The organism is Streptomyces spongiicola (assembly GCF_003122365.1).
Taxonomy (GTDB): Bacteria; Actinomycetota; Actinomycetes; order Streptomycetales; family Streptomycetaceae; genus Streptomyces; species Streptomyces spongiicola.
Map to the genome: position 1 here is coordinate 1906939 of NZ_CP029254.1, position 18020 is coordinate 1924958.

General features: G+C 72.9%; 12 protein-coding genes and 1 other RNA gene. 1 reads left to right on the top strand and 12 read right to left on the bottom strand.

All coding sequences use genetic code 11. From position 1 onward, the window contains the following. Positions 1-315: 315 nt before the first annotated feature. The 11 genes from DDQ41_RS08280 to DDQ41_RS08330 form a co-directional block, all read right to left on the bottom strand. Positions 316-1749: an NAD-dependent malic enzyme gene (locus DDQ41_RS08280; protein ID WP_109293904.1), complete on the bottom strand. Its 1434-nt coding sequence runs from the start codon at positions 1747-1749 to the stop codon at positions 316-318. Positions 1750-2324: 575 nt separating this feature from the next. After that, entirely contained in the window at positions 2325-4610 is a 2286-nt protein-coding gene (locus tag DDQ41_RS08285; protein WP_109293905.1) for a HelD family protein, read from the bottom strand. 102 nt (positions 4611-4712) lie between these two features. Continuing rightward, positions 4713-5564: an anti-sigma factor family protein gene (locus DDQ41_RS08290; protein WP_109293906.1), complete on the bottom strand. Its 852-nt coding sequence runs from the start codon at positions 5562-5564 to the stop codon at positions 4713-4715. Further along, positions 5561-6148 (bottom strand): sigma-70 family RNA polymerase sigma factor, encoded by a 588-nt coding sequence (locus DDQ41_RS08295; protein WP_026165301.1) that lies wholly within the window; start codon positions 6146-6148, stop codon positions 5561-5563. The genes DDQ41_RS08290 and DDQ41_RS08295 overlap by 4 nt, the downstream gene beginning before the upstream one ends. Positions 6149-6332: 184 nt before the next feature. Next, the gene (locus DDQ41_RS08300) at positions 6333-6923 is read right to left on the bottom strand and encodes a CGNR zinc finger domain-containing protein (RefSeq protein ID WP_109293907.1); all 591 of its coding nucleotides are present in this window, start codon (positions 6921-6923) and stop codon (positions 6333-6335) included. A gap of 373 nt (positions 6924-7296) precedes the next feature. Beyond that, complete coding sequence (locus tag DDQ41_RS08305; protein WP_109293908.1) at positions 7297-8451, bottom strand: uroporphyrinogen-III synthase; 1155 nt, start codon at positions 8449-8451, stop codon at positions 7297-7299. Positions 8452-8526: 75 nt separating this feature from the next. Further along, complete coding sequence (locus tag DDQ41_RS08310; RefSeq protein WP_109293909.1) at positions 8527-9879, bottom strand: nitrate/nitrite transporter; 1353 nt, start codon at positions 9877-9879, stop codon at positions 8527-8529. A 107-nt stretch (positions 9880-9986) separates the two neighbouring features. Next, a complete protein-coding gene (locus DDQ41_RS08315) occupies positions 9987-11417 on the bottom strand; it encodes an acyltransferase family protein (RefSeq protein WP_109293910.1) in 1431 nt (476 codons plus the stop codon). Next, the gene (locus DDQ41_RS08320) at positions 11414-13537 is read right to left on the bottom strand and encodes a bifunctional polysaccharide deacetylase/glycosyltransferase family 2 protein (RefSeq protein ID WP_245990997.1); all 2124 of its coding nucleotides are present in this window, start codon (positions 13535-13537) and stop codon (positions 11414-11416) included. Before DDQ41_RS08320 ends, DDQ41_RS08315 begins: the two co-directional genes overlap by 4 nt. A 74-nt stretch (positions 13538-13611) precedes the next feature. Continuing rightward, the gene (locus DDQ41_RS08325) at positions 13612-14328 is read right to left on the bottom strand and encodes a hypothetical protein (protein ID WP_147317680.1); all 717 of its coding nucleotides are present in this window, start codon (positions 14326-14328) and stop codon (positions 13612-13614) included. 160 nt (positions 14329-14488) lie between these two features. After that, positions 14489-15454 carry a LysR family transcriptional regulator gene (locus DDQ41_RS08330; protein WP_109293913.1) on the bottom strand — a complete coding sequence of 322 codons (966 nt, stop codon included), beginning with the start codon at positions 15452-15454 and terminating at the stop codon, positions 14489-14491. 215 nt (positions 15455-15669) lie between these two features. On the opposite strand from DDQ41_RS08330, the gene DDQ41_RS08340 reads away from it, so the two are divergent. Then, entirely contained in the window at positions 15670-16905 is a 1236-nt protein-coding gene (locus DDQ41_RS08340; RefSeq protein WP_109293915.1) for an MFS transporter, read from the top strand. Between the two features lie 447 nt (positions 16906-17352). Here DDQ41_RS08340 and ssrA read toward each other — a convergent pair. Next, positions 17353-17722, bottom strand: a transfer-messenger RNA (tmRNA) gene (ssrA, locus tag DDQ41_RS08345). Positions 17723-18020 lie beyond the last annotated feature (298 nt).

Genomic DNA, 18020 nt, shown 5'->3' on the forward strand with positions numbered 1-18020 from the left:
TCGTGCGGCCCGTCGCGGGCTCATGGTCCGCCACCCTACGGGCGGTCTTCCGGGCCCGCGACTCGCGACGCGCCGGACTCGGACCGCGCCCGGCCTCACACCGACCCGGTACGCACCGGAACGCACCGTACCCGGTGACCCGCGCCGCACCCGGAACGCGCCCGGACCGTACCCGATGACCCGCGACACCCCGGACCCGTAGCCGATGACCCGCCACGCGGCGGACTCAGACCACGCCGGCGCCCGCGCCCGGCCCCACGCCCGATGACCTGCGACACCCCGGGCCCGTACCCGGTGGCCCGCCACGCGGCGGACTCAGACCACGCCGGCGCCCGACACCACCGCGCCCGCCGCACGCGCGGCGTCCCGGACCGCCCCGGCGACCGCGCCCGCGACCTTGTCGTTGAAGACGGACGGGATGATGTAGTTCGGGTTGAGTTCGTCCTCGGTGACGACGTCCGCCAGCGCCGCTGCCGCGGCGAGCATCATCTCCGTGTTGACCGTGCGCGACTGCGCGTCGAGGAGGCCGCGGAAGACACCCGGGAAGACCAGCACGTTGTTGATCTGGTTCGGGAAGTCGCTGCGGCCGGTGGCCACAACTGCCGCGGTCTGCCGGGCGATTGCCGGGTCCACCTCGGGGTCGGGGTTCGCGAGCGCGAAGACGATCGAGTCGTCCGCCATGGCCGCGACGTCCTCCGGGCCGAGCACGTTCGGGGCGGAGACGCCGATGAACACGTCCGCACCGCGGACCGCTTCCCTCAGTGTGCCGGTGACGCCCTCGGGGTTGGTGTTGTCCGCGATCCACCGCAGCGCCGAGCCGGGCGCGGCGTCCACCAGGTCCTCGCGGCCGGCGTGCACGACGCCGTGGATGTCGGCGACGACTGCGTGCTTGACGCCCGCGGCGATGAGGAGTTTCAGGATGGCCGTGCCGGCCGCGCCGGCGCCGGACATGACGACCCGGACGTCCCCGACCTCCTTGCCCACCACGCGCAGCGCGTTGGTGAGGGCGGCGAGCACGACGATCGCGGTGCCGTGCTGGTCGTCGTGGAAGACGGGGATGTCGAGGGCCTCGCGCAGCCGTGCCTCGATCTCGAAGCAGCGGGGGGCGGAGATGTCCTCCAGGTTGATGCCGGCGAAGCCGGGGGCGATGGCCTTGACGATCTCGACGATGGCGTCGGTGTCCTGGGTGTCCAGGCAGAGCGGCCAGGCGTCGATGCCGGCGAAGCGCTTGAAGAGCGCGGCCTTGCCCTCCATGACGGGCAGGGCGGCCTTCGGGCCGATGTTGCCGAGGCCGAGGACCGCGGAGCCGTCCGTCACGACCGCCACGGAGTTGCGCTTGATGGTGAGGCGGCGGGCGTCCTCGGGGTTCTCGGCGATCGCCATGCAGACGCGCGCCACACCCGGGGTGTAGACCATGGAGAGGTCGTCGCGGTTGCGGATGGGGTGCTTGGACTGCATCTCGATCTTGCCGCCGAGGTGCATGAGGAACGTCCGGTCGGACACCTTGCCGAGGGTGACTCCCTCGATGGTGCGCAGCTTCTCGACGATCTCGTCGGCGTGCGTTGTGGAGGTCGCCGCGATGGTGACGTCGATCCGGAGCTTCTCGTGCCCGGACGCCGTGACGTCGAGACCGGAGACCGAGCCGCCGGAGGACTCCACCGCCGTGGTGAGCTGGGAGACCGCGGTTCCGCTCGCGGGCACCTCCAGCCGGACCGTCATCGAGTACGAGACGCTGGGCGCCGTTGCCATGGCCGAGTTCCTCTGCTTTCCCTAGCTTCGTTGCCGCACCGCCCGGTGAGGACCGGGCGGGGCCATCCGATGGTCGCACCTACCTGCCAGTAGCAGGTAATACCGGTCGTTTGGGTTACGGAAAATTCTTTCCACCATACGAGAAGCCTGGAGTGAACGGGAGAGCGGGAGAGCGGGAGAACGGGCGAAGGGGCAAACGGGAGGAGGTCCGCCTCACCCGTGGTGAGGCGGACCTCCTCCCGATGTCCGATGACACCGGCCCGCCATGCTCGCCTCGCGGCAAGTGGTCCCTCTGGGGGACGAAGGTTGGGCCCGGGGGCTTGGATCGGGCCGGTGCCACACACAGGCTAACAAAGAGTCCCCGGAAGGTGATTCCCGCTTGGCGAGTTGACCCGCCCGCCGTCCGCCGCACCGGACCCCGCCGCACCCGCCCGCCGTCCGCCGCACCGGACCCCGCCGCACCCGGTCCCGCCGTCGGCCGCACCCGGTCCCGCCGGTCGCGGCACCGCCGGTCGCCCCGCCCCGCCCCGCCCCGCCGGCCGGCCGGCCGGGCCGGACCCTCAGCCCCCAGTCCCTCAGTCCCTCAGCAGGTCCGGAACCCCGTCCGCGTCGGGCTCGTCGCGCCTGCCGGAGACCACCGTGAGCCGCTGGGTGGCGCGGGTCAGCGCCACGTACAGCACCCGCAGACCGGCCGGCGACTCGTCGGCGATCTCCGCGGGGGACACCACCACCGTCGCGTCGTACTCCAGCCCCTTCGCCTCCAGCGAGCCGAGGGCGACCGCGCGGTCGCCGAGCCCGTCGAGCCAGCGGGCGGCCTGGTCGCGCCGGTCCATCGCGACGACGACGCCGACGGTGCCGTCGACCTCGTCCAGCAGGCGCCGGGTCTCCTGCCGCACCGTCCCCTCCAGGTCGCCCCCGGCCACCGCGAACCGGGGCCGCAGGCCCGTCGAGCGGACGGCGCGGGGCGCCGTCATCCCCGGCATGGCCAGCGTCAGCACCCGGGCAGCCAGCTCGGCGACCTCGGAGGGGTTGCGGTAGTTCACGGTGAGTTCGAAGCGGCGGCGCGGCCGGGTGCCGAGGGCCTCGTCGCGTGCCTCGGCGGCCTCGTCCGGGTCCGACCAGGACGACTGGGCGGCATCGCCCACGATCGTCCAGGTGGCGTGCCGTCCGCGGCGGCCGACCATCCGCCACTGCATGGGCGTGAGGTCCTGGGCCTCGTCGACGATCACATGGGCGTACTCGGTGCGCTCCGCGGCGAGCCGCTCGGCGCGCTCGCGCTGCGACTCCTCGCGCCGCGGCATCAGCTCCTCCAGCCCGGTGAGCTGGTCCAGCGGGTCGGCCTCGCGCTTCCGCTTCGGGCGGCCGGCGGAGCCGAGGATCGCCTGCAACTCGTCGAGGACCGCCACATCGTGCACGGACAGGCCGTCGCGTCTCAGGCTGCGGGCGACCCTGCGCACCTCGCCGGGGTTGAGGACGCGGCGGGACCAGCGGGCCAGCCGCCGCTCGTCGGCCATCGCGGCGAGCACCCCGCGCGGTGTCAGCTCGGGCCACCACGTGTGGAGGAAGCCGGCGAACGAGTCCTCCGAGCTGACGTCCTCGTCGAAGGAGGACCGCAGCTCGGCGGCGAGTTCCGGGTCGCTGTGCCGCCCGGCGGCCCCCGACCTGGCGTACAGGGCGTCCAGCAGCAGTCTGCGGGCACGCGGACGCAGCAGGTTGACGGGCGCGGTGCCGCCGAGGACGCTGTGGCGGATCCGCTGGAGTTCGTCGGCCTCCAGCTCCAGCCGGCGGCCGAAGGCCACGACCCGCAGCCGGTCGGGAGGGCCGCCGAGTTCCAGGGCGCCGCGGGCCGCCTTGCGCAGCACCTTCGCCATCCGCAGGGAGCCCTTGACGCGGGCGACCGCCGGATCGTCGTACACCGTGGCCTCGGCGCCGTCCACCAGGGAGCCCACCGCCCGGATCGCGACCTGCCCCTCCTCGCCCAGCGACGGCAGGACGCCCTCGGTGTAGGCGACCAGCAGCGGGGTCGGGGAGACGACGAGGATGCCGCCGGCGTAGCGGCGCCGGTCCTGGTAGAGCAGATACGCGGCCCGGTGCAGCGCGACGGCCGTCTTCCCGGTACCGGGCCCGCCGGAGACCTCGGTGACCGAGGCCGCGGGTGCCCTGATCACCAGGTCCTGCTCGGCCTGGATGGAGGACACGATGTCCCGCATGGTGTGGGTACGGGCCTGGCCGAGCGCGGCCATCAGGGCGCCGTCGCCGATGACGGGCAGTTCGGCGCCGCCGAGGCGGGCGGTCAGCTCGGGGCGCATCAGGTCGTCCTCGACGCCGAGGACCCGGCGGCCCTTGGAGCGGATGACCCGGCGGCGCACCACACGGCCGGGGTCGACCGGCGTGGAGCGGTAGAAGGGCGCGGCGGCGGGCGCGCGCCAGTCGATGACCAGGGGCGCGTAGTCGGAGTCGAGCACGCCGATCCGGCCGATGTGCAGCGTCTCGGCGATGTCGGCGTGCTGCCCGCGCCCGTCCGAGCGCACGGCGTCGTCGGCGGGCTCGACGGAGGTGTACGCGCCGTCGGGCCCCCTCCTGCCGTCCTTGCCGCGCAGCAGGTCGATCCGGCCGAAGAGGAAGTCCTCGAACTCGCTGTTGAGCCGGTTGAGGTGGATCCCGGCGCGGAACACCTGGGCGTCCCGTTCGGCGAGCGCGCCGGGCGTGCCGACCTGGCCGCGTTTGGCGGCGTCGTCCATCAGGAACTCCGCCTCGTGGATCTTCTCCTCGAGGCGGCGGTACACCTGGTCCAGATGGTCCTGTTCGACAAGGATCTCGCGGTCCCGGACCGAGTCGACAGCGGCTTCCTGCGCGGCCACCGTGGCCCCCTTCTGACGTGCACTGGGCAGCCGTCAACCGTACGCGAAGGGGGCCGTAATGTCAGGCGGGAGGTCCGCTGCCGTGTTCCGGGTGTCCTCGGCTCAGGCGCCGACCTCCACCAGGCGCTTCCCGTCGAAGGTGCGGACCTCGAAGTGATCGATCTCGTTGCGCTCCATGGCGGCGCCGCCGTGGATGTACAGCGGCTTCCTGGCCTCCTTGTCCGTGCTGTCCGCGATGCCGTAACCGCGCTCCGGGACGGACCAGGAACTCACGACCTCCTCCTCACCGCTCTTGGAGACGGCGACGAGGCTGCACTTCAGCGGGCCCTTGACGTTCTTGAGTTCCAGGACCGCATGGGTGCCCCAGCCCTTCTCCTCCAGCCCGACGGTGGCGGAGACCCGGGTGGCGGCGTCCGTCGCCTCGATCTTCTCCCCCATGCCGTCGAAGAACACGTCCTCCGCCGCGCTGGTCGGATGGGCCGCCGCGGCGCTGCCCGCCGTGGCGTCGTCCTGGGTGACGACCACCGCCACGGCCGGCCCGCCCAGGATGAGCACGGCCGACGCCGCGATCATGTACATACTCCGGCGGCGCTTGCGGGAGCGCTTCACCGCCACCTCGTCCACGAGCCGGTTCAGCAGCTGCGGACTCGGCGCGGTCGGGACCACGGTCGCGGAGCGGGCCGGGGGCTGCATGACCCTGCTGTCGAAGGGCAGCGCGGTCGGCTGCTCGGGAACGGCCGGCCGCGCCGGCGCCTCGGCGAGCATCGCCAGCATCGGCTCCATGCCCGCGAACTCCTCGAGGTGGGCGGCGCAGATGTCGCAGCCGGCCAGATGCGCCTCGAACGCGGTGGCTTCCGCGTCGTCGAGGATGCCGAGGACGTACGCCCCGGCCGTCTCGTGGACCGACCCCTCTTCGGACTGTCCGAACTGCCCGAACTGGTCCTGCCTGTTCATGCCGTGACCCCCCTCTCCTCCAGAGCGAGCTTCATGGAACGCAGTGCGTAGAACACCCGGGACCGCACGGTCCCGCTGGGTATGCCGAGCTTCTCGGCCGCCTCATTGACCGTACGCCCTTTGAAATACGTCTCGACGAGTACTTCCCTGTGAGCAGGGGTCAAATCATCGAGCGCATCGGATAGCGTCATCAGCCACAACGCCTTGTCGATCTCGTCCTCCGCGGGCATGACCTCCAGCGGCGACGGGTCGACCTCCTGCGGCCGGGCCTGCCGGCTGCGGTGACCGTCGATGACGATACGCCGAGCGACCGTCACCAGCCAGGGTCGGACAGAGCCGGTGGCCCGATTGAGCTGACCGGCATTCTTCCAGGCACGGATGAGCGTCTCCTGTACCACGTCCTCGGCACGCTGGCGGTCGCCGGCCACGAGGCGGAGCACATAGGCGAGGAGGGGTCCGGCGTGCTCCTGATACAGCACGCGCATCAGCTCCTCGTCAGGGACGGATGTGCTGGTGCGCGACGAGTCGGCGCGATGCCGGGCCCTACCTGAACGGTCATCGGCCACGGCGGCATCCTTGCGCACCTGAACCTCCCGGTCGAGACCCCGTCTGATGTCTGACTGCTTCTCTGTCGTCCATCACTACGGGGGAGTCCGCCGATCCACTCAACGCGAGCGGGAAAAACTTTCGGGAATCTTCGGCGGGATGGTGAAAGCGGCGCCACCCCGGGGGGCATTACGGGCGTTAACGACACAAGTTGACGATCTGTCAGGCCCGGGTGAGGGCGGCGCGGCGCCGATGCCGCGCCACCCGCTCCCGGTTGCCGCAGACCTCGCTGGAGCACCAGCGGCGGCGACGGCCCCGGGATGTGTCCAGATACACACGGTGGCAGCCGTCGCCCTCGCAGCGGCGCAGCCGGGCGCGGGCCACCGGGTCGGTGAGCAGGTCCACCGCGTCGCGGGCGACGGCGGCGAGCAGCGCGGCGCACTCGGGGCGGGCGATCGGGGCCCGGACGAGTTCGCCGTCGTCGTCGCGCACGGCGGTGACGGCGGGCGGGGCGCTGGCGGCGAACTCGTTGAGCCGCGTCAGGGCACCGTCCGGAGCACCGCGGCGCACCGGTGCGGGTCCCCCCGTACGGCGGTCGATCTGGGCGTCCACCAGACCTGCCACGCAGTCGCGGAGTTCCCGGAACGGAGCGACCCAGCGGGCGTTCACCGCGCCCAGCGGTGTGCCCGACGGCAGCAGACCGGCCGCCGTGAGCCAGCCGCCGAGTTCCTCGGGGCCCTCCGGTCGCGCCGCCACGAGGTCCAGGCAGACGCGCCCGGAGTCGAACCGCCCGTCGTTCGAGCCGATGCCCATGGGCTCCAGGGTGCCCCGGCGAGCGCGCCCCGTGAACCCCCCGTGCGCGGGCCCCGGGCGGGTATCCCGGTGCGGTACACCCGGTGCGGTACCCCCGGGTGCGGTACACCCGGTGGGTGGCGCGGCCGGATGCCCTCCGGTCGCCCGCGGGACGGGACGGGGCGGGCGCGCCCGCGCCCCCGGGCCGGCAGGGCATCCCGCCCCGGGTGTCCGCACGACCGGCCGCAACCGCCCGGACCCCGGTGACCCCCGCGGCTCCACGGCTGCGCGGCCCCGTGCCCCGTGCCCCGTGCCCCGTGACACGAGTGGCCCCCGCGACCCGGAGCCCTCGGTGACCCCGGTGACCCCTGACACGAGTGGCCTCCGCGACCCGTCAGGTGCCCCCGTACTTGTCGCCGGCCGCCGGGTCGAGGGCGAGGCGGTAGCCGCGCTTCACCACGGTCTGGATGAGGTTGGGAACGCCGAGTGCGGCGCGCAGACGGGCCATCGCCGTCTCCACGGCGTGCTCGTCCCGCCCGGCGCCCGGCAGCGCACGCAGCAGATCGGCGCGGGAGACCACCCAGCCGGGGCGCCGGGCCAGGGTGTTGAGCAGCGACATCCCGGCCGGCGGCACGGGGCGGACGGTGCCGTCGACGAGGACGGCCTGGCCGCGGATCTCGACCCGACGGCCGGCCACCGGCAGCGTCCGGGCCCGTGCGGGCAGCTCCACGCAGAGCAGCTGCACGAGCGGGCCCAGCCGGAACCGTCCGGGCTGGACCGTGTCCAGCCCGTGCGCCTGGAGCGGAAGGGCGGTGACCGGTCCCACACAGGCCGGGAGCACATCGTGGGCGAGCGCGTCCAGCAGCTCCGGCAGCAGCCCGCGCTCCTCGGCACGGGAGAAGAGCGACGCCGCGGCCGGGGCGCTCGTGAACGTCAGCGCGTTCAGCGACCGCCCCACCGCCGCGTCGAGCAGCCGGTCCAGCGGAGCGAGGTCCTCGGGCGGCATCCACCGGTAGACGGGGACGACGACGACCTCCGCGCCCCCGGCCCGCAGCGCCTCCACGAACCCGGGCAGCGGCTCGCCGTGCAGTTGCAGCGCCACCCGGCGGTCCGCGACGCCCTCGGTGAGCAGCCGGTCGAGCACCTCGGCCATCGACTCGGAGGTGGGCGACCACGCCTCCGTCAGTCCGGCCGCCCGGATCGCGCCCTTCACCTTCGGCCCGCGGGCGAGGAGTTCGACACCGCGCAGGCAGGAGAGCAGCTCCTCGCCGAGGCCCCAGCCGTCGGCGGCCTCCACCCAGCCCCGGAACCCGATGGCGGTGGTGGCGACCACCACGTCCGGTGCGTCGTCGACGAGTTCCCTGGTGGCGGTGAGCAACTCGGCGTCGTCCGCGAGGGGGACGATGCGCAGAGCGGGCGCGTGGAGCACCGTCGCCCCGCGGCGTTGCAGCAGCGCGGCGAGTTCGTCCGCGCGCCGGGCCGCGGTGACTCCGACCGTGAAGCCCGTGAGCGGGGCGACCGCGGGAGCGCCGTGCTGTTCCTGGTACATGCCGACCGAGCCTGGCAAGGGTGCGTGACAGGCCCGGTTCGGCTGCGTTTCCCCGTGGTTACGAGGCACTCCTGCTCACACCTCGGCGTAGCTGAGCTGCGGCTTCGTCTCGGTCGTGGCGGCCGGCCCGGCGGTGCGTGCGGGCCTGCGAAGGTATACCGCCCAGGTGACCGCGCAGCACACCGCGTAGCAGACGAGGAAGGCGACGAAGGCGCCCGTGCCCGTCCCGGCGGTGCGGAAGGACTGCCGGAAGGCCAGGTTGATGGCGAGCCCGCCGAGCGCGCCCACCGCGCCGATGAGCCCCATCGACGCCCCGGACAGCCGGCGCCCGTACGCCTCGGCCGCCTCTCCCGCCATGCCGCGGGCCAGCGCCTTGGCCTGGAAGATGCCGGGGATCATCTTGTACGTGGAGCCGTTGCCGAGCCCGCTGAGGACGAACAGGGCGATGAAGCCGGCCAGGAACAGCGGCAGCGACCCGGACACGGAGGCGAGGACGACGGCGACGGTGGCCGCGGCCATCGCGGCGAAGGTCCACAGCGTGATCCTGGCCCCGCCGAAGCGGTCCGCGAGCGAGCCGCCGACGGGCCGGACGAGGGAGCCGAGCAGCGGCCCGACGAAGGTGAGCGACGCGGCCTGGAGCGGGGTGCGCCCGAACTGGGTCTGGAGCACGAGGCCGAAGGCGAAGCTGTAGCCGATGAAGGAGCCGAACGTCCCGACGTAGAGGAACGACATGATCCAGGTGTGCGGGTCCCCGGCCGCCTCCCTCGCGGCTCCGGTGTCGTTCCTGACGGGCGCCAGGTTGTCCATGAACAGGGCGGCGCACAGTGCGGAGAGCACGATCAGCGGGATGTAGACGCCGAGCACGATCCTGGGCTGGGCGGCGCCCGCCAGCCCGATGACCAGCAGCCCGACGAGCTGCACCACGGGGACGCCGATGTTGCCGCCGCCCGCGTTCAGCCCGAGCGCCCAGCCCTTCCTCCGCAGCGGGAAGAAGGAGTTGATGTTGGTCATCGAGGAGGCGAAGTTGCCGCCGCCGACGCCGGTGAGGGCGGCCACCGCGAGGAACGTCCCGTACGACGTGCCCGGCTCCATGACCGCGAACGCCGCCCCGGTCGGCAGCAGCAGCGTCAGCGCGCTGAAGACCGTCCAGTTCCGGCCGCCGAAGCGGGCGACGGCGAAGGTGTACGGCACCCTGATCACGGCCCCGACCAGGGTCGCGGTCGCGATCAGGAAGAACTTGCCGGCCGGGTCGACCCCGTACTCGGGCCCCATGAACAGGACCATCACGGACCACAGCGACCAGATGGAGAAGCCGATGTGCTCGGACAGGACGGAGAAGTAGAGGTTCCGCCGGGCGATCCGCTCGCCCTTCTCCTTCCAGAAGGTCCGGTCCTCCGGGTCCCACTGCTCGATCCACCTGCCGGCCATGGCGTGCCTCCACTGCTGCTCCGGGTAGTGGACCCGACGGTAGGCAGCGCCGGTTTCAGCCTCGTGGTGTGAGATGACCGGCGTGGAACCTTGCTCTCACCCGCTGCTCAGCCGTGGTGTGAGCGCGTCCGGCCGGACCCCGTGCCGAAGCGTGGCGCCTTCCGGCGCGCGCTGCCGTTCGGCCAGAGCCGGGGGCGGCGCCTGGCCGCGGCGTCCTCCGCCCAGCCGAAGAGCATGATGCACGCGGCGATCAGAGCCCAGGTGAAGAGCAGGACCGGCACCCAGCTCTCCATCAGCCAGGGCAGGTGCTTCCACATGATCTCGAAACCCCACAGCTGGTTCCACATCGTCGCGGCGCCGAGGATGCAGAGGTTGTGCCACAGGTAGACCGTGACCGCGCGGGAGTTGAGCAGTGTGATGGTGCCGGCCCAGGCGCGCAGCCGCGGCGGCCACTCCCGCCAGGAAGGGCTGATGTGGAGCAGCAGCAGCACCGCGCCGAACGACCAGACGGCCTGTGCGAGCGGAATGCTGTCGAGGTCGTGCCCGGTGCGGAAGCCCTCGCGCAGCGCCCACCACAGCCCCACGGCCATGATCACGGGCGCGACGGACGGGACGATGTAGCGCGGCAGCCGGCGCAGTACGCCTTCCTGGTGCGCCATGCCGAGTATCCAGCAGGCTCCGAAGGTGCTGAAGTCGGTGATCGCCGAGTTGGCCCGGTCGGAGATCCACGGCATGTTGCCGGAGGCGATGAGCGCCGACAGCGCCAGCGGTGCGACCAGCGTCGGCCACGGAAGCCTGCGCAGCGCCCACAGCAGCAGCGGCGACAGCATGACGTACCAGAGGTAGGCCCGCAGGTACCAGAGCGGGCCGGCGAGGTTCTCACCCCACGACTCACCGAGGATCCCGGGTACGCCCGCCAGTTCGGCCGCGTACGGCGGGTCGCTGAGCGGGACGATCCAGTACAGCAGGTGGAACCACCACCAGCCGGGGTGCCCCTCGGCGTCGGGTCCCCAGCCCTGGAGCACCATGCCGGTCACGCCGACGGCGCCGAGCACCCACAGCGGGGGCAGCAGCCGCCTCATCCGCCCGCGGATCACCTGGACCGCCGGCCGCTTGAGGGAGCGGGCCATCAGGTTGCCCGCCAGCGCGAACATCACGCCCATGGACGGGAAGAGGAGCGGCAGCCACGCCCAGCCGACCAGGTGGTAGAGGACGACGCGGAAGAGCGCGAGCGCGCGCAGCAGGTCGAAGTACAGATCGCGGCCCGCGCCGGGCCCGGCGGCGGGCGCCTCGGGGGCCGGGTTCCCGGCATGCCGCGCCGGTTCGAGCGTGGTCGTGCCGGTCGTTGCGGGGGCGCCGGTGGTGCCGGTCGTTCCGTTGCGGCCGATGGGCCCGGCTGTTCCGTTGGTGCCGTTGGTGCCGTTGGTGCCGTTGGTGCCGTTGGTGCCGTTGGTGCCGTTGGTGCCGTTGGTGCCGTTGGTGCCGTTGGTGCCGTTGGTGCCGTTGGTGCCGTTGGTGCCGTTGGTGCCGGTGGTCATCCGACGGGCCTCCGCTCGTCGCTGCCCTGGCGCTGCGTCGGTATCGAACCCGGCGCCTCCACCACTCCCGTGCGCCGCAGCTTCTGCCAGCGCAGCCGGCCGCCGGTCAGGGCGGTGATCCAGGACTGGAGCAGCACGACGTACATGAGCTGCCGGTACAGGAGCTGCTGGAGCGGCAGGGAGATCAGATGCACCATGCGCTCCTTGTCGAGCCGGAACGCGTAGGCGGCGCAGACGGCCTGGATGGCGAGGACGCCGAACCAGGCGGCGATCGTCTTCTGGGTGGGGCCGAAGACGATTCCGTAGAGCAGGAAGACGTCGATGAGCGGGGCGAGCAGCGGGAACAGCACCATGAACAGCGAGACGAGCGGGAGGCCGACCCGGCCGAAGCGGCCGGAGGGCCCGCTGTCGATCACGGCGCGGCGGTGCTTCCAGATCGCCTGCATCGTGCCGTAGGACCAGCGGTAGCGCTGGGACCACAGCTGCTGCACGGACTCCGGGGCCTCGGTCCACGCCCGGGCGCGCTCGGCGTACACCACGCGCCAGCCGTCGCGGTGGATGGCCATGGTGATGTCGGTGTCCTCGGCGAGGGTGTCGTCGCTCATGCCGCCGACCCGTTCCAGGGCCTCGCGGCGGAAGGCGCCGACGGCGCCGGGGATCGTGGGCATGCACCGCAGCACGTCGTACATGCGGCGGTCCAGGTTGAAGCCCATCACGTACTCGATGTGCTGCCAGGCACCGATCAGGGTGTCCCGGTTGCCGACCTTGGCGTTGCCGGCGACCGCGCCGACGCGCGGGTCGCCGAAGGGCTGGACCAGTTCGCGGACGGTGGACGGTTCGAAGACCGTGTCCCCGTCCATCATCACGATGATGTCGTGGCGGGCGTTGCGGATGCCGTTGTTCAGGGCCTCCGGCTTGCCCGCGTTGTCCTGCCGGACGACCCGGACGTTGGGCAGCCACAGGTCGTCGACGATGTCGGCGGTGCCGTCCGAGGAGCCGTCGTCGACGACGATGACCTCGATCGGGTGGTCGCTCTCCATCAGCGAGCGCACCGTGTTCTCGATGCACTCCTTCTCGTTGTACGCGGGGACCAGCACCGTCACGGGTTCGGTGACGGCCGGACCCCAGCGGAAGCGGCGGCGGCGCACCTTGCGGGCGTGGCCGAAGGAGAGCAGCAGCATGAGGCCGAAGCGGAGGAAGACCAGGACGCCGATCACGGCGAGCCCGACGGTCAGCGCCGACGTGGTCTTCTCGGAGACGGCGACGGCGCCCACCCAGGCCTTGCCCTTCCACAGGTCCGGTCCGGTGACGGGGGTGTGCGCGCTGGGTGCGCCGAGGGCCTCGGTGAGGTTGGCGAACCGGTAGCCGCGGTCCTTCATGTCGGGCAGGAAGCGGTCGAGGGCGGCGACGGTCTGGGAGCGGTCGCCACCGGAGTCGTGCATCAGCACGATGGAGCCCGCGGTGCCCTTCGGGGTGGCGCGCTCGATGATCGCCTCGACGCCCGGGCGCTTCCAGTCCTCGCTGTCGGTGTCGTTGAAGGCGGTGATGTAGCCGCGGCTGCCGATGTACTCGGTGACCGGCCAGGACTTGTCGTCGAGGGCGGCCGAGAAGGACGAGTAGGGCGGACGGAAGAGCGAGGTGCGGATGCCGGCGGCGCCCGCGAGCGCCAGTTGGTTCTGCGAGAGCTCCCAGTCGATCCGGCTCTGCGTCTGGAGCGCCAGATCGGGATGGTTGAAGGTGTGCAGGCCGATCTCGTGGCCCTCCTCGACCATCCGCTGCACGAGGTCCGGGTGGCGGGAGGCCATAGTGCCGGTCACGAAGAACACCGCGTGGGCGTCGTATTCCCTCAGCCTGTCGAGGACCTTCGGCGTCCACACCGGGTCGGGGCCGTCGTCGAAGGTCAGCACCAGGTTCCTGTCGGGGACGCTGAGCGCCTTGGGCTCGCCCGGGGCGCGGGCGTCGATGACGGGACCGCCCTCGAGGATCTGCGGGGGCACCTGGCCGTTGGAGACCGGGGGGCGCACACGGTGGTCGGCGAGGATCTCGCTGTGCACATAGCCGCGCAGCATGAGCATCGCGAGGAGCGCCACGAGGAGGAGCGAGGGCAGCAGGTAGCGCATGGGCAGCCTGCGCCGCACGGCGGACCTCCCGGTGCTCTTCCGGCGCCTGACGGCCCTTGTGCCGGAGGCGGTCACTAGCGGGCACCTTCCCCGGCCAGTTGCTCGCTCTGGGCCACGGGTTCGCCGGGCGGTTCCTCCGTACCGGTCTCGGTCGGCACCGGATCGGCCGGGTCCGTCGGCTGTTCCCCGCCTGCCGTGTCGCCGCCGCCTCCGGCGCCGCCCGGCGCCGTGGACGGGGTCGGCTGGGGGGCGGTCGTGGCACCGCCGGTGCCGTCGGCGCCGCCGGGGGTGGCGGTGCCGGTTCCGGAGTCGCCGGCCGGGCTGCTGCTCCGGTCGCCGACCGGCTCGCCGGCGGACTCGGCGGGCTGCGACCGCACGGCGGTGGTGCTGCCGGAGGGCGAGGGGACGCCGGGGTCGACCTCGGCGGCGGCGGGGGCGGTCGGGGCCTCGGAGGGCCCGGGGGTCTCCTCGGCGGTGTCCGCCTTGTCGTCCGTCTGACCGGGTATGAGGAGTGACGGGGCGTTGGAGTTGCCGCCGATGAGTGCGACCACGAGGGTCACGGCGTAGCCCGCGCAGGCGAGCGCGAGTACCCATCCGATGCGGCGGAACTTCCTGCTGCGGCGGCCGCTCTCGTCGACGAACACCGGCCCGTCGGCGTCTTCCTGGGGAGGGGGCTCGGGGGTCGTCCGGGCAGCCTGGAGTCTTCTGAACTCCGCACTGTCGATCTGGATCGTGACCTCGTTGGGGTCATGGGTGTGCCCTATTCGGGACTTCTCTGGCCTGTTTCCCACTGTTGTACGCTCTTCCCCCACTGAACGGAGAGGTGGGAGCGCCGGCGGAACCGGTCGCCTGCCGTCGGGCCGGGCCCCCTAAACCCGGGCCGAGCACCTCTACCACGTTGCACCCGGACCATGAATGTAGCGCACGACCGGTGCGCCCCGGGACGCGGAGTCAGGTGTTCCGTGCCATAGCGGCCCGGTCCTCGTCCGGCAGCCAGCCGCCCGGCGGCAGGTCGAGCCAGCCCTCCGCGGCGGCCAGTCCGGCCGCCGCGGAACCGAGGACGCCGAGGCCGGGGTGGCTCAGACCGCGCCGCCAGACCAGCGAGACGGGCGACAGCGGCACGGGGCCGGCGAGCGGCCGGACGACCATGCCCGGCACGGCGAGGAACTCGGTGCTCGCCAGCACCGACCAGCCGTGCTTGCGCACCACCCGGACGAACTCGTCCTGCCCGGCTATCTCGGGGAAGGGAGCGGCCGTGCGGATGCCGCGCCCGGCGAGGAGCCGGGCGGCGAGGTCCGTCCACTCGGCGGTGGCCGCGTTGCCCGCGCCCGTGTAGAGGGTCTCCCCGGCCAGGGCGTCGAGCGGTACCTCGCCGAGCGCCGCGAGCGGATGCCCGTCGCCGAGCAGTACGGCCATCCGCTCGTACCGCACCGGCTGATGGGCCAGTCCGGAGCGCAGCGCCGCGTCGATCCCGGCGATCCTGCCGAAGGAGACGTCGAGCCGACCGGCGGCGATCTCCGCGGCTGCGCCGGTGAGACCGCTGAGGTAGCGGGCCACGAACTCCAGGCCGGGGGCGGCCCGGCGGGCCTCGCCGAGGACCCGGTAGGCCGTACCCACCGGGGCGCCCACGTCGACGAGCAGCGGCCGTGCCGTGTCGGTGAAGGCGGTGGCCAGCGCCTCCTGGGCGTCCAGCACCCGCCGCGCGTACGGCAGCAGCCGCTCACCGTCGGCGGTGAGCCGCACCTGCCGGGTGGTGCGCACGAACAGTTCGGACCCCAGTTCCCGCTCCAGCCGCCGGATGTCGCGGCTGAGGGCCTGCTGGGCGACGTACAGCCGGGCGGCGGCCCGGGTGAAGTGCAGTTCGGCCGCGACGGCGAGGAAGGCGCGGAGCAGGCGTGGTTCGAGGTCACGGGGCACCCCCAGAACTTACAACAGCGGTGCGTCAATGGGCTCCGAACGGGTGTTGGACCTCCGCCGGACCCCGCGGCGAGCCTTGTCCCATGCCGCAGCCGAACGCACCCCGGACGACCGTCTCGGGGAACCCGTCACGGACCACCACGCCCGGGACCCGGACCCGGATCACCCCGTCCGCACGCCCACCGAGGACGTCCGGCTCCGCGCACCCGCCACGGATGACCACGTCCGGAGGGACGCTGGTCCTGGCGGCCACGAGTCCGGAGCCCGGGCGCTCCGGCCCACCCGGCCCGTACGGCCGGCTCTTCGCCGTCCCGGGGGCACGGGCCTTCACCGCCGGGAACCTCCTCGCCCGGCTGCCGATGGGCATGTTCGGCGTCAGCGCCGTGATCATGATCGCCGGGGAGCGCGGGTCCTACGCCCTCGCCGGCGCCGTCGCGGCGACCGGCCTGGCCGCCACGGCGCTCGTGGCCCCCTGGACCGCACGGCTCGTCGACCGCCACGGTCAGGCCCGCGTCGCCGTCCCGGCCGCCGCGCTGGCCGTACTCGGCCAGCTCGCCCTGGCGCTGTGCGTCCACTGCGGGGCTCCCGACTGGACGCTGTTCGCCGCCTACGCCGCGACTGCCACGACACCCAACACGGGCGGGATGTCCCGGGCCCGCTGGGCACATCTGCTCAGGGACGACCCGGCCGCCCGGCACACCGCGAACTCCTTCGAGCAGGCCGCCGACGAACTGTGCTTCATGCTCGGGCCGGTGCTCGCCGCCTGGCTCTGCGCGGGACTCTTCCCGGAGGCGGGGACCCTGGTCGGCGCGGGACTGCTGCTGACCGGCGTGCTCCTGTTCGCGGCCCAGCGCTCCACCGAGCCGCCGGCGTCCGGCCGGTCCGCGAAGCCCGGCTCCCCGCTGCGCACGCCGGGCATGGTCCCGATGCTCGCCGTCTTCCTCGCCACGGGAGCCGTCTTCGGCTCGACGGAGGTCGTCACGATCGCCTTCGTGGACGGCCCGGCGGCGGGTGCGGTGCTGGCCCTCACGGCCGCCGGCTCGTGTCTGGCGGGCCTCGCGTACGGCCGGGTCCGCCGCACGGCCCGGCTGCGGACCTGCCTGGCGGCGATGACGGCCCTGATGGCGCTGCCCCTGCTCGCCGCGGCCGGCACGGGCTCGCTGCCCGCGCTGGCGGGCGCACTGCTGGTCGCCGGGATGGCGACGGCGCCGACCATGGTGACGGGGATGGGCGCGATCCAGAGCCTCACCCCCGAGGGGCGGCTGAACGAGGGCATGACGCTGGCCGTGACCGCGCTGCTCGGCGGGATCGCGGCCGGTTCGGCGGCGGGCGGCTGGACGGTGGAGCTGGCGGGCGCCGCCCACGGCTACGCCATCCCGGTGACGGCCGCCGCGCTGGCGCTGACGCTGACGCTGCTGCCGGCGGGCACCACGAGGACCCGGGCGTCCTGACGACCGGGTTTCGGCCGCAGGGGGTGCGGTGCCGGGGCGGACCCCCGGAGCGTCCACCGGTGGAGACGGCGGGAGACCGCGGGAGACCGCGGGAGACCGCGGGAGACCGCGGGAGACCGCGGGAGACGGCGGAGACGGCGGGAGACGGGGATACGAACCCGCTCCCGGTCACGGGCCGGCCACCCTTCTTTCGTCGGCGACGCGCTCCGCATCGCCCTCGCCGAGGAGCCGGGCTGCCCGCTCGTCACCACCGACACCGAGGTCGCCGGGGTCCCCGGCATCCGCCGCGTCGTCGAAACGCTCGCCAAGTGCGTTACCTGACCCGGCGCGGCCGGTGCACCGGAGCCGAGCCCGGTCCCGGCTGACTCGCTCTGCCCCACGGCATGCGGAAGACCCCCTGCCCTGGCGAAGTTCTCGCAGGTCAGAGGGTCTTTGCTCACATGGGATGAGTGGAGATGGCGGGAATCGAACCCGCGTCCAACGGTGCGGAACCAGGGCTTCTCCGTGTGCAGTCCGCTGCGATTTTCTCAGCCCCGGAGATCACGCGGACAAGTCTCCGACGGGCTCAGTCACTGCTTGTTGTCCCTCTACACCCCGTGACCGGGTCTAGAGGTGGAGTTCCCTGGCTGATGCCAGGATCCGGGTCGGGAACGCCCCCGGGCTGACACTTCGCGAGTCGCTACTCAGGCAGCGAGGGCGAAGGAATCGCGCTTGGTGTTGGCGATTATTGGTTGCGACATATGGTTTACGAGATCATTGCCGCTTCCTCGACACGCTTCCCCTGCTTCGACATCCGCTGTCGAAACCGATCATCCCCATGTTGATTTTTCAATGCCTGCCCTCTCGGGGAGGGCAGGAGCCATCGTACGTGACCAACGCGCGAACGTGCCAGCGTATTCCGCGCATCCGGCCCGGACCGGCGCTGCGGACCGGCGCTGCGGACCGGCGCTGCGGACCGGCGCTGCGGTCCGGCGCTGTGGACCGGCGGCGCGGCGCGCCCGGGGCCGGTGGCGCCGTCGGTCCCGGCCCGGCAGATGCGCGGCGCCCGCGCCCGGCCGGCGTCTCGGCGGCCTGGTCCGGCCTGGTCGGGCATGGTCCGGCCTGGTCCGGTCGGG

What these genes read in the sequence shown, in the direction of transcription:
- DDQ41_RS08280 (WP_109293904.1), bottom strand. Translation starts at nt 1,749, where the DNA reads ATGGCAACGGCGCCCAGCGTCTCGTACTCGATGACGGTCCGGCTGGAG.
- DDQ41_RS08290 (WP_109293906.1), bottom strand. Translation starts at nt 5,564, where the DNA reads ATGAACAGGCAGGACCAGTTCGGGCAGTTCGGACAGTCCGAAGAGGGG.
- DDQ41_RS08300 (WP_109293907.1), bottom strand. Translation starts at nt 6,923, where the DNA reads ATGGGCATCGGCTCGAACGACGGGCGGTTCGACTCCGGGCGCGTCTGC.
- DDQ41_RS08305 (WP_109293908.1), bottom strand. Translation starts at nt 8,451, where the DNA reads ATGTACCAGGAACAGCACGGCGCTCCCGCGGTCGCCCCGCTCACGGGC.
- DDQ41_RS08310 (WP_109293909.1), bottom strand. Translation starts at nt 9,879, where the DNA reads ATGGCCGGCAGGTGGATCGAGCAGTGGGACCCGGAGGACCGGACCTTC.
- DDQ41_RS08315 (WP_109293910.1), bottom strand. Translation starts at nt 11,417, where the DNA reads ATGACCACCGGCACCAACGGCACCAACGGCACCAACGGCACCAACGGC.
- DDQ41_RS08320 (WP_245990997.1), bottom strand. Translation starts at nt 13,537, where the DNA reads ATGCGCTACCTGCTGCCCTCGCTCCTCCTCGTGGCGCTCCTCGCGATG.
- DDQ41_RS08340 (WP_109293915.1), top strand. Translation starts at nt 15,670, where the DNA reads ATGACCACGTCCGGAGGGACGCTGGTCCTGGCGGCCACGAGTCCGGAG.